The sequence below is a fragment of the Phenylobacterium sp. T106 genome (genome assembly GCF_057219735.1).
Genome location: NZ_JBXVWA010000018.1, coordinates 17,970 through 29,138, shown reverse-complemented (window position 1 = coordinate 29,138; position 11,169 = coordinate 17,970). Strand labels below are relative to the sequence as shown.

Sequence of the window (11,169 nt, the reverse complement as noted above, 5' to 3'; positions counted from 1 at the left end):
GACGGACGTGACGGGGATCATCAAGCTGAAGGAAGGCGTGGAGATGATCATGCCCGGCGACAACGCCGAGCTGAACGTCGAGCTGATCACGCCGATCGCCATGGACCAGGGCCTGCGCTTCGCGATCCGCGAGGGCGGCCGCACGGTGGGTTCGGGCGTCGTCAGCAAGATCATCAAGTAAGCCGCAAGGCCGCTTGAACGAACACCAGGGCCGCCGGGCATCCCCCGGCGGCCTTTTTCGTGCGGTGACGATCCTGGAGCTCTCCACCTGGGCGCTGACGATGCGCCGGCGCTCCATGACAACGGCGTCATGACGCCGAATTAAGCTGTGACCCGTTCGGGCCCGCCCTAGCCTCGCTTCGAACCTGGGCGGGAGAGGGCGATGAGACTAGCGGTTCGACTGACGAGCGCCGCGGCGGCCATCGTCGCGGCTTCAGCCGGCGCGGCGCACGCCGCCTCGGTGGAGATCAAGGACGCCGTGGCGCGCGTGACCGTCGTGCCCGCCGACCGGTCGGATGTCAGGGTCGAGGTGGTCAGGCCCAACGCCGCGCTCCCGCTCACCGTCCGCAGCGAAGGCGGCCGCGTGGTTGTGGACGGCGGGCTTCACCGCCGCATCCGCGGCTGCGACGCCCTGTCGGCCCGTCCGCGCGTGAGAGTACGGGGCGTCGGTCGGGTCGACTACGACGAGATGCCGCAGGTGGTGATCCATACGCCGCGCAGCGTCTCCCTCTCCGCCAGCGGCGCGGTGGTGGGCGCCATCGGCCGCTCCGCCAGCCTGGACCTGTCCAACTCCGGGTGCAGCGCCTGGACCATCGCCGACGTGGCCGGCGCCGCCGAGATCCACGAGTCGGGCGCCGGTTCGATCCGCATGGGCGCGTCCGACCGCCTGGAGCTGCATCTGTCCGGCGCAGCCGACGTCCATGCGACGCGGGTGCGCAACGGCCTGGACGCCCGTCTCTCGGGCGCCGGGAACGTGCAGGTGGGCGAGGTGAACGGCGACGTTCAGGCGCGCGTGTCCGGGGTCGGGAAGATCGGCGTGGAGAACGGCCGCGCCGACCTGATCCGCGCCTCCGTTTCCGGCGTCGGGTCGGTCGACTACGGCGGCGCGGCCCGCGACCTCGACGCCTCGATCTCGGGCCTCGGGGGCGTCCGCGTGCGGGAGGTGACCGGCCAGGTCCGCAAGTCGGTGTCCGGCGGCGGCCGCGTCAGCATCGGCGGCCGTCCGCGCTGAGCGCTACGGCTTGTGGCGCTGCGGGGCGCCCTCGGTCAGGTCCGTCTCGGCCTGGTTGGGGGAATGGCCCGGCTTCTGGCCGCCGCCGCTGGCCGGGTCGGTGAAGGTCTTGGCGCTTCGCGCCGAGCCTTCGGACCCCTCCGGTTCGGAGGCTGCGCGCGGGGAGGCGCCCTCCCGGGGCTTCTGGTCCTCGTCGCGATTGTAGGCGTCGTCGTGGGTGCGGGACATGACGCCTCAACGCCTCGTCCCCGCCTTCGATCCCGGTGAAGCCCCTTGAAACGGCCGCGCCGTTGCGTCATACGCCTGCGTCCTACCCGACATCGTTGGAGTCTGCTTTTCTAGCCGCCACGCGCGGCGACGGGTGTTCCCCCGGAAGCCGGAAGAAGCAGGCCTCGAAGACGTCGGGGAGGGTGAGCGAAGGAGTGTAGCTCAGCTGGTAGAGCATCGGTCTCCAAAACCGAGGGCCGGGGGTTCGAGTCCCTCCACTCCTGCCACCCTATATAAGTCCGACCACAGGAACCGGAGCGCCGCGGCCGCGGGCTCCAGATGAGAGTTTGAAGAGCCGCATGGCCAGGAAACCGAGCCCGCAAGCCATCCGCGAGCGCGCCGCCAAGACCGCCGCCGCGATGGCGACGCCGGGGGCCGCCGCCGCCCCCAAGAAGGGCGGCCTGATCGAAGGGCTCCGCAACCTTCCCCGCTTCGCCGCCGAGGTCCGCGCCGAGGCCCGCAAGATCACCTGGACCAGCCGCAAGGAAACCTGGATCACCTCCGTGATGGTGGCGATCATGGTGGTGCTGGCGGCGATCTTCTTCTTCGTCGTCAACTGGGTCCTGAACACCGCCATCACGTGGCTGCTCAAGCTCGCGACCGGATAACTGCACATGTCTGAAGCCGCCACCGCGCCCGCCAAGGGCAATCCGCGCCACAAGTGGTACATCGTCCACGCCTACTCGAACTTCGAGAAGAAGGTGAAGGAGTCGATCCTCGACCAGGCCCGCCAGCATGGGCTGGAGGAGCAGTTCTCCGAGGTGCTCGTGCCCACCGAGGACGTGGTCGAGATCCGGCGCGGCCGGAAGATCAACGCCGAGCGCAAGTTCTTCCCGGGCTACGTGCTCGTGAAGATGGAGCTGACCGATGAGGCCTACCACCTCATCAAGAACACGCCGAAGGTCACCGGCTTCCTGGGCAGCGGGTCGAAGCCGATCCCCGTGTCCGAAAAGGAGGTCGAGCGCATCATCGGCACGATCGAGGAGGGCGTGGAGCGGCCGAAGCCGACCATCACCTTCGAGATCGGCGAGCAGGTGCGCGTCACCGACGGGCCGTTCGCCAGCTTCAACGGCTCGGTCGAGCAGGTCGACGAGGAACGCGCCCGCCTCCGCGTCACCGTCTCCATCTTCGGCCGCGCGACGCCGGTCGAGCTCGAGTACGGCCAGGTCGAGAAGATCGGCTAGCGCCGGGCCCGCCCCGCCGCCATGGACGAGTTCGAAGAGGAGCGCCGAAGCCTCGTCGCCGGGTTCCGCGAGCGCGGAGCCCTGGAGGACTACGTCTTCCGCGCCGTGGAGATCCTGCGCCAGACGTGGCCGGCCGACCTCGCAGCGGCGAGCCGCGACGAGCTTCTGATCGAGAGCCTCAAGAGCTTCGCGGTCTTCCCGGAGTGGTACGAGCGGCGGATGACGGCCATCCGGCGGACCCTGCTGTTCGCCCCCGCCACCCCTGGAACAGAGCGCTTCCTCGCCGCGCTGGCCATCCAGTGCCAGCTCAACGAATACGCCTGGAACGAGGAGGCCGACGAAACGGCGGCCGTGGCCGCGCTCGAAGCCCGTGGCGCCGACCTCACGCCCGAGGAGACGATGGCGCTGGCCTGCTACCGGCTGCTGTCGGACCTGCCCGCCGCCGACGACTTCCTGGCGAAGGGCTGGACGGGGCCCGTGGAAGAGGTGCTGTTCGAGCAGATCGGCGCCGTGCGGATCGAGCGCGAGATCGCCGAGACGCTTCCGGCCGTGACCGAGATCCGCGCTGGGGTCTCCTCGAACGTGCGGTCGCAGTACGAGACCCATCCGTATCCCCGGTGGCGGCGGGCGCCGAAGGTGGGCTTCGCCACGCACATCCACGGCAGGCCTCTGCCGCCGCGCGCCGAGGTTCTCGTCGCCGGCTGCGGCACGGGGCGACAGGCGATCCAGGCGCACGAGTACCTGGCGGCAGGCCGGACGGTCGCCGTCGACCTCAGCCGGCGGAGCCTCGCCTACGCGGCCCGCAAGACCCGGGAGGAGGGGATCGCCGGCATCGAGTACGTGCACGGCGACATCCTGGAACTGCCGGAGCGCTATCCCGAAGCCTTCGATGTGGTCACCTGCGTGGGCGTGCTCCACCACATGTCCGACCCCTTCGAGGGCGCGCGGGCGATCTGCCGGACGCTGAAGCCGGGCGGCCTCGTGAACATCGGCCTGTACAGCTCGACGGCGCGACAGGGGCTGCGGGCCGGGCAGGAGCTGGCGCGGCAATACACGCCGCAAACGGTGCGCGAGCTCCGGCAGGCCATCCTAGGCTGGCCGGAAAGCAACCCGATGCGCTGGCCCGCCGCGTCCCGGGATTTCTACACCACCTCGTCCTGCCGCGACCTTCTGATGCACGTGCAGGAGCATCAGATGAACTTCGCCGACCTGCGGCGGATGCTCGACGAGAACGGGCTCGTCTTCCTGGGCTTCATCGTGCCGGATGCGGTCATGAAGATGTACCGGGCGGCGTTCCCGCACGACCCGGCCGGCGTGGACCTGAACGGCTGGGAGCAGTTCGAGGCGCAGAACCCCCGGACCTTCGCGCGGATGTACATGTTCTGGGCCCAGAAGCCGTCGCCGCGGGCGGCGGCCGCGCCGGACGTGCGGGAGACGTCCCTGGGCAGCCTCGAAGACTGGAAGGCGCCGCAAGCCCGCGCGGCCGTCTGGGCCGACCTCCGCCGCGGCGCGCGCGGCGTGCAGCCGTCCGGCCAGCCGGCGATTGTGCACCTGCGCTACAACTGGCCCGCGACCGATGCGGCCGTCGCCTCGGACGGGTTGCTGGCCGAGGTGCTCACGTCCACGCCGGTCTATCCCTATTGGCTGGAGGGCCGGCTGACGACGATCCGCCGGCGCCTGCTGTTCGGGAACGAGGTGGAGGCGCTGAAACCGATCCTGCCGGCGCTCGCGATCCAGTGCTTCCTCAACGAGTACTGCTGGGCGCAGGACGCCATCGAGACGCAGCTGGTCGATAGAATGGCGGCGCGGATCGATCGGCTCACCCCGGACGAGGTCATGATCCTGGGCTGCTACAGGCCGCTGTCGGACGTGCCCGGCGCGGAAGCGCTGCTCGACCGGGGGTGGATGGGCGGCGTGGCCGATGTGCTGCGCGAGCAGCTCGCCAACGTCCGGGACGAGCGGGCTCTGGCCGCCGGCCTGCCGACGCTGACGCCCATTCGCGGCGGCGTTTCCGAGGCCGTTCGCAGCCAGTACGAGACGAACCCCTATCCACGCTGGCGGCGGGTGACCCGCCTGCCGGCCGCGACCGGCATCATGGGCCGCGCGATCCCGCCGGCGGCCGAGGTGCTGTTCGCCGGCTGCGGCACCGGCTTCCACGCGATCCATGCGGGTCAGCGCTACGGCCCCGACGCGAAGGTGCTGGCGGTCGACCTCTCGCGCGCGAGCCTCGCCTATGCGCTGCGCAAGACCCGCGAGGCGGGTCTCGTGAACTTCACCTATGCGCAGGCGGATCTGCTGGAGCTGGGCGCCATCGGACGAACGTTCGACGTGATCGAGTGCAGCGGTGTGCTGCACCATCTGTCGGATCCGTTCGAAGGCGCGCGCGTCCTCGCAGGCCGGCTTCGGCCGGGCGGTCTGATGAAGCTCGGCCTCTACAGCCGGCGCGCGCGGGCGCGCTGGGCGCCCGCGAAGGCGCTGGCGCAGACATACACGCCCGAAACCCTGCGCGAGCTGCGGCAGGCCATCGTGGCCGCCCCGGACGGCGACCCGTTGAAGGCGGCGATGGACACCACCGACTTCTATGCCGCCAGCACGCTGCGCGACCTGGTGATGCACGTGCAGGAGCACGAGCACGAGATCGCCGACATCCGCCGCATGTTGGCCGAGACAGGGCTGGAGTTCCTCGGCTTCGTCTCCATCGGCGGGGCGATGCCCGCCTACCGCGCCGCCTATCCTGCGGACCCGAACGGCCTGGATCTCGCCAATTGGGACGCCTTCGAGCGCGCCAACCCGCTCACCTTCATGGGCATGTACCAGTTCTGGGCCCGGCGGCCGGGCTGACCCCCGCGGTTGTGCCGTGGGCCCTTTGCTGCTAGATGCGCGCGCCTCGCGGCGCTCTGCGTCCGCGGGCTGTCACGACCGTGACATCAAATCCGTGGGAGGGGGCGGCTGTCGTAACCCCGCACCACGGCTCAAACCGGCTCGCATGAGCCACTGAGGAGCAAAGATGGCCAAGAAGATCTTGGGCTATATCAAACTGCAGGTGCCTGCCGGCTCCGCCACGCCTTCGCCGCCCATCGGGCCGGCGCTGGGTCAGCGCGGCGTCAACATCATGGGCTTCTGCAAGGAGTTCAACGCCCGCACCGAAAAGGAAGCGAAGGGTACGCCGCTTCCGACCGTGATCACGGTCTACCAGGACAAGTCGTTCACCTTCGTCACCAAGACCCCGCCCGCCAGCTACTTCATCAAGCAGGCGCTGGGGCTGAAGTCGGGCTCGCAGAAGCCCGGCCGTGACAGCGCCGGCAAGATCACCCGCGCCCAGCTGCGCGAGATCGCCGAGAAGAAGATGAAGGACCTCAACGCGAACGACGTCGAGGCCGCCGCCAAGATCATCGAGGGCTCCGCGCGCTCGATGGGTCTGCAGATCGTGGAGGCCTGAGCGCCATGGCCAAGCAACCCAAGCGCATGAAGGCGTGGACCGGCGATACGCAGGCCACGCACCCGCTGGCCGACGCCGTGAAGCTCGTGAAGGCCAACGCCAACGCCAAGTTCGACGAGACCGTCGAGATCGCCGTGAACCTGGGCGTCGACCCGCGTCACGCCGACCAGCAGGTCCGCGGCGTGGTGGCCCTGCCGTCCGGCACCGGCCGCGACGTCCGCGTCGCCGTCATCGCCAAGGACGCCAAGGCCGAGGAAGCCAAGGCGGCCGGCGCCGAGGTCGTGGGCGCCGAGGACCTGGTGGAACGGATCCAGGGCGGCTTCATGGACTTCGACCGCGTGATCGCCACGCCCGACATGATGGCCCTGGTGGGCCGTCTAGGTAAGGTGCTGGGCCCGCGCGGCCTGATGCCGAACCCGCGCGTCGGCACCGTGACGCCGAACGTCGGCCAGGCCGTGAAGGACGCCAAGGGCGGCTCGATCGAGTTCCGCACTGAGAAGACCGGCATCATCCACGCCGGCATCGGCAAGGCCTCGTTCACCGAGGACGCGCTGCAGGCCAACGTGAAGGCCCTGGTGGACGCCCTCAACAAGGCCAAGCCGTCGGGCGCCAAGGGCACCTACATCAAGAAGATCAGCCTCTCGTCGACGATGGGCCCGGGCTTCAAGGTGGACCAAGGGTCGCTGGGCGCCTGAGCCCCCTGATCCGGTGTAGTTTGCGGAGGCGCAGCGGCGACGCTGCGCCTTTTGCATTTGGGGGCGACGTCATGGCGGACGTGATCCTGGAGCCGGCCGGTCCCGACCGACGCGGCGCGATGTCGAACCTCTTTCAGCTCTACACCCACGACTTCACCGAACAGTGGGCCGGAACGGCGCGTGGCGAGCTGGGCGAGGACGGCCTCTTCGAGGCGTACCCCCACCTGGACGCCTACTGGACCGAGCCCGACCGCGAGCCGTTCCTGATCCGCGCGGACGGCCACATCGCCGGGTTCGTTCTGCTCAACCGGCACAGCCACGCCGGCCTGCCGCTGGACCACGCGATCGCCGAGTTCTTCGTGGTCCGAAAGCACCGCCGGGGCGGCGTCGGCCGCGCGGCGGCGCTGGCCGCCATCGCGCCGCGTCCCGGCCAGTGGGAGCTGGCGGTGGCGCGCCGGAATCTCGCCGCGCTGGCGTTCTGGCGCAGCGTCGCCGCAGAGGCCGCCGACGGCCCGGTCGACGAACTCGACCGGGACGACGATCTCTGGAACGGCTTCATCCTGCGCTTCCGGGTGGCATAGTGGCGGGCATGGAACTCAAGGCCACCCGCTACGATGTCGCCGACGGGATCGCGCTCGTCACGCTCGCTCGCCCGAAGCGCCGCAATGCGTGGACCGGGCGGATGCACACCGAGTACCGCTGGATCCTGCGCGAAGCCGACAAGGACCCGGCCGTCCGCGTGATCGTCGTCACGGGCGATCCGGAAGGCGGCGCCTTCTGCCCCGGCGCCGACCTCCAGGCGCTGGAGGGCCACTCGGCGCGCGGCCAGTACGACGCCGGGACGCCGGACGACATCGCCGAGCCGGGCTACGGCGTGCACGAGGAATTCGATGCGACCTTCGCCTACCACTTCGGTCTGACGAAGCCGGTGATCGCAGCGATCAACGGCGCGGCGGCAGGGGTGGGGCTCGTCCTGGCGGCCTATGCGGACCTGCGGTTCTCTGTGCCCGGCGCGAAGTTCACGGCGGCCCACGGCCGCTACAACTTCCCGGCGGAGTACGGCCTCTCGTGGATCCTGCCGCGGATCATCGGCCTGACCTTCGCCAACGACATCCTGCTCTCCAGCCGGGTGTTCACCGCCGAGGAAGCGGATCGGATGGGCTTCCTGAACCGCATCGTTCCGGCCGACCGGCTGATGGACGAGGTGATGGCCTACGCCCGCAGCCTCGCGGCCAATGTCGCCCCCGGCTCGGCGCGCGAGACCAAGCGCCAGATCTACCGCGACCTCCACCGCGACGCCGCCAGCGCGGTGCAGGAGGCCGAGTCGTTGCTGGTCGAGATGTCGAAGACGCCGGACTACCGCGAGGGCGTGAAGGCCTTCATGGAGAAGCGCGCGCCGGCCTGGAAGGGCTGAACCTCTTGACGATCCGGCCGCCGGGCCGCAGGTGACGTCAAACGACCGTTCGGGAGGACACCCACGTGAGACGCGCCGCCATCGTCAGCCCCATCCGCACCGCTGTCGGCAAATACCTGGGCGCGCTCAGCGACATCCCGGCGGGGGAACTGGGCGCCGTGGTGCTGAAGGCGCTGGTGGAGCGCACCGGCATCGATCCCATGAAGGTCGACGACGTGATCTTCGCGCAGGGCTACGGCAACGGCGAGGCGCCGTGCATCGCCCGCTGGTCGGCGCTTGCGGCGGGCTTCCCCATCGAGACCCCCGGCTACCAGCTCGACCGCCGCTGCGGCTCGGGGCTGCAGGCCGTCGTGGACGCGGCCATGATGGTGCAGACGGGCGTCGCCGACGTGGTCATCGCGGGCGGCGTCGAGAGCATGAGCAACGCCGAGTACTACACGCTCGACATGCGCAAGGGCGCGCGGGCAGGCTCGGTGACGCTGCACGACCGCCTCTCGCGCGGCCGCGTCATGAGCCAGCCGATCGAGCGCTTCGGCGTGATCAGCGGCATGATCGAGACCGCCGACAACCTGGCCCGCGACTACCAGATCAGCCGCGAGGAATGCGACGAATACGCCGCCATGAGCCACCAGCGGGCCGCCAAGGCCTGGGCCGAGGGCAAGTTCGACGACGAGCTGGTGCCCGTCGAGGTGAAGCAGAAGAAGGGCGACCCCATCGTCTTCAAGCAGGACGAAGGGGTGCGCGCGGACGCGACGCCCGAGAGCCTCGGCAAGCTGAGGGCCATCGAGAAGGACGGCGTGGTCACCGCCGGCAACGCCAGCCAGCAGAACGACGCGGCCGCCGCCTGCCTGGTCGTGGCCGAGGACAAGCTGGCCGAGCTGAACCTCGAGCCGATGGGCTACTTCGTCAGCTGGGCCGCGGCCGGCTGCGACCCGTCGCGGATGGGCATCGGCCCGGTGCCCGCCGTGAAGCGCCTGTTCGAGCGCACCGGCATGGGCTGGGACGACATCGACCTCGTCGAGCTGAACGAGGCCTTCGCGCCGCAGGTGCTGGCCGTGCTCAAGGGCTGGGGCTGGGACGACCGGGACCGCCTGAACGTCAACGGGTCGGGCATCTCGCTGGGCCACCCGATCGGCGCCACGGGTGGTCGCATCCTGGCCAACCTGCTGCGCGAGCTGAAGCGCCGCGACGGCAAGTACGGCCTGGAGACCATGTGCATCGGCGGCGGCCAGGGCATCGCGGCGATCTTCGAGGCGGCTTGAGGCCGGCCGCATGCTGACCGGCAGCTGCCTCTGCGGACGCGTCGCCTACGAGGCGGACGCCGAGATCACCGGCATCGCGCACTGCCACTGCGAGACGTGCCGCAAGGCGCATGGCGCGGCCTTCTCCAGCATCGCCTCGGTTCCCAAGGCGAGCTTTCGCTGGGTGCAGGGGGAAGAGGCGTTGGGGAGCTACGAGTCCTCCCCCGGGAAGGTCCGGCGGTTCTGCGGCGCCTGCGGCTCGCAGCTCACTGCCGAGCGGGCGGACCGCGACGTGATGATGCTGCGGCTGGGCTGCCTGGACACGCCGGTCGCCGGCGGCGACGACCAATGGCACATCTGGCTGTCGGACAAGGCCTCCTGGTACGACCCGCACGCGCCGTTCAGGTCCCGGGACGAGGGGTTCTGACCTTGGCGGCCGAGCCGGCGCGCACGGCATGACGCCTGCAGAGGTCCGGCTGCTGTTCGAGCGCGTGTCCGAGGACCTGGATGCCTTCGCTGCGCCCTGGTCGCTGATCGGCTCGGGGGCGCTGATCCTCCTGGGGGCTCCGATCGAGAGCGCCGGCGACCTCGACGTGGTGACCGACGTGAACGGCGCAGCGCGCCTGCGCGCCGCGTGGGCCGGCTGGCTGGAGCGCGGCGAGGCGAGGGCGCCCGACGGCCCGTTCCGCTCGGAGGACTTCGCGCGCTACGCCACGCCCTGGGGGGCCGTGGAGGTGATGGGAGGCCTGCGGGTGCGCGGGCGACCCGTCGCGCTGTCCGGGCCGCTCCCCGGTCTGCAGGACCAGCTGCAGCTACTGCGCCTGTTCGGGCGGCCCAAGGACCTCGAGAAGGCCGTGAGGCTGGAAGCCTGGCTCGCCGCGGGTTGAGTCCGCGGGAGGCTTCGTATATAGGCCCGCGCTTCGCAGCTCCCTCGGGAGAGGCGAGGACGGGCGACCCCCCGGGGTTTCCCATCCTGTCCAAGAACTGTGCAGCCGCCGGGGTCGCCGGAGGCCGTAACGCGAGGAGGGGCCCCTCCTCAGGCGCAGGGAGACGGGAAGATGACGGCCTGATCGGTCCACCGCAATGCGGCGGCGCGATGGCTGCGGCTTTCCTCATCGGACAGGTGCTTACCCGCGTGCGCACTCTCGCGCGTGCGGAACCTGAGTATGGAGACCGCAATGGACCGCGCTCAAAAGCAGGACGCCATCGAAGCGCTCAAGGGCGTCTTCGCTGACTCCGGCGCCGTGGTCGTGACCCACTACATGGGTCTGACCGTTGCGGAAATGACCGATCTGCGGGGCAAGCTGCGTGAGCAGGGCGCCCAGCTGCAGGTGGTGAAGAACACCCTGGCTCAGAAGGCTCTGAACGGCTCGGCCGGTGAAGCGGGCGACGCCCTCTTCAAAGGCCCGGTCGCGATCGCCTTCGCCGCCGACCCGGTGTCCGCCGCCAAGGTCGCGACCCAGTACGCCAAGGACAACGACAAGTTCACCGTCGTCGGCGGCTTCATGGGTCAACAGGTGCTGGACCAGAAGGGCATTTCGGCGCTCGCCACCCTGCCTTCGCTGGATCAGCTCCGCGCCAAGATCATCGGCCTCCTGCAAGCTCCGGCCACTAAGGTCGCGGGCGTCCTGCAGGCGCCGGCTGGTCAGCTGGCTCGCGTCATGGGCGCCTACGCCGCCAAAGACGCCGCCTGATCGT

14 protein-coding genes and 1 tRNA gene are annotated in these 11,169 nt (G+C 70.1%); 14 read left to right on the top strand and 1 reads right to left on the bottom strand.

Annotated features, from left to right (window positions below):
• Nucleotides 1-181: EF-Tu C-terminal domain-related protein (locus tag AC2D8W_RS22550; protein ID WP_484673409.1), on the top strand; the 181-nt coding region annotated here is incomplete at its 5' end.
• 201 nt (nucleotides 182-382) lie between these two features.
• A complete protein-coding gene (locus AC2D8W_RS22545; RefSeq protein ID WP_484673408.1) occupies nucleotides 383-1,231 on the top strand; it encodes a GIN domain-containing protein in 849 nt (282 codons plus the stop codon).
• A 3-nt stretch (nucleotides 1,232-1,234) separates the two neighbouring features.
• Here the strand turns inward: AC2D8W_RS22545 and AC2D8W_RS22540 are convergent, their stop codons facing one another.
• Nucleotides 1,235-1,459, bottom strand: a complete 225-nt coding sequence (locus tag AC2D8W_RS22540; protein WP_484673407.1) for a hypothetical protein — start codon at nucleotides 1,457-1,459, stop codon at nucleotides 1,235-1,237.
• Between the two features lie 190 nt (nucleotides 1,460-1,649).
• Here AC2D8W_RS22540 and AC2D8W_RS22535 point away from each other — a divergent pair.
• The 12 genes from AC2D8W_RS22535 (at nucleotide 1,650) to rplJ (ending at nucleotide 11,165) form a co-directional block, all read left to right on the top strand.
• Nucleotides 1,650-1,725: transfer RNA gene (locus AC2D8W_RS22535), tRNA-Trp, on the top strand.
• Nucleotides 1,726-1,797: 72 nt separating this feature from the next.
• Nucleotides 1,798-2,106, top strand: coding sequence for a preprotein translocase subunit SecE (secE, locus tag AC2D8W_RS22530; RefSeq protein WP_484673406.1), 309 nt, complete (start codon nucleotides 1,798-1,800; stop codon nucleotides 2,104-2,106).
• A 6-nt stretch (nucleotides 2,107-2,112) separates the two neighbouring features.
• Complete coding sequence (nusG, locus tag AC2D8W_RS22525; RefSeq protein ID WP_293479535.1) at nucleotides 2,113-2,682, top strand: transcription termination/antitermination protein NusG; 570 nt, start codon at nucleotides 2,113-2,115, stop codon at nucleotides 2,680-2,682.
• Nucleotides 2,683-2,703: 21 nt separating this feature from the next.
• Nucleotides 2,704-5,523, top strand: coding sequence for a class I SAM-dependent methyltransferase (locus AC2D8W_RS22520; RefSeq protein ID WP_484673405.1), 2,820 nt, complete (start codon nucleotides 2,704-2,706; stop codon nucleotides 5,521-5,523).
• A 166-nt stretch (nucleotides 5,524-5,689) separates the two neighbouring features.
• Nucleotides 5,690-6,121 (top strand): 50S ribosomal protein L11, encoded by a 432-nt coding sequence (gene rplK, locus AC2D8W_RS22515; RefSeq protein ID WP_293479539.1) that lies wholly within the window; start codon nucleotides 5,690-5,692, stop codon nucleotides 6,119-6,121.
• Nucleotides 6,122-6,126: 5 nt separating this feature from the next.
• The gene (gene rplA / locus AC2D8W_RS22510) at nucleotides 6,127-6,816 is read left to right on the top strand and encodes a 50S ribosomal protein L1 (protein ID WP_293479541.1); all 690 of its coding nucleotides are present in this window, start codon (nucleotides 6,127-6,129) and stop codon (nucleotides 6,814-6,816) included.
• 71 nt (nucleotides 6,817-6,887) lie between these two features.
• Nucleotides 6,888-7,397, top strand: coding sequence for a GNAT family N-acetyltransferase (locus AC2D8W_RS22505; protein WP_484673404.1), 510 nt, complete (start codon nucleotides 6,888-6,890; stop codon nucleotides 7,395-7,397).
• Between the two features lie 8 nt (nucleotides 7,398-7,405).
• Nucleotides 7,406-8,230 (top strand): enoyl-CoA hydratase-related protein, encoded by an 825-nt coding sequence (locus tag AC2D8W_RS22500; RefSeq protein WP_484673403.1) that lies wholly within the window; start codon nucleotides 7,406-7,408, stop codon nucleotides 8,228-8,230.
• A 65-nt stretch (nucleotides 8,231-8,295) separates the two neighbouring features.
• A complete protein-coding gene (locus AC2D8W_RS22495; RefSeq protein ID WP_484673402.1) occupies nucleotides 8,296-9,492 on the top strand; it encodes an acetyl-CoA C-acetyltransferase in 1,197 nt (398 codons plus the stop codon).
• Nucleotides 9,493-9,502: 10 nt separating this feature from the next.
• On the top strand, nucleotides 9,503-9,898 hold the full coding sequence (locus AC2D8W_RS22490; protein ID WP_484673401.1) for a GFA family protein: 396 nt from the start codon (nucleotides 9,503-9,505) through the stop codon (nucleotides 9,896-9,898).
• A gap of 28 nt (nucleotides 9,899-9,926) precedes the next feature.
• The gene (locus AC2D8W_RS22485) at nucleotides 9,927-10,358 is read left to right on the top strand and encodes a hypothetical protein (protein ID WP_484673400.1); all 432 of its coding nucleotides are present in this window, start codon (nucleotides 9,927-9,929) and stop codon (nucleotides 10,356-10,358) included.
• A 291-nt stretch (nucleotides 10,359-10,649) separates the two neighbouring features.
• Nucleotides 10,650-11,165: a 50S ribosomal protein L10 gene (gene rplJ / locus AC2D8W_RS22480; protein WP_293479553.1), complete on the top strand. Its 516-nt coding sequence runs from the start codon at nucleotides 10,650-10,652 to the stop codon at nucleotides 11,163-11,165.
• Nucleotides 11,166-11,169 lie beyond the last annotated feature (4 nt).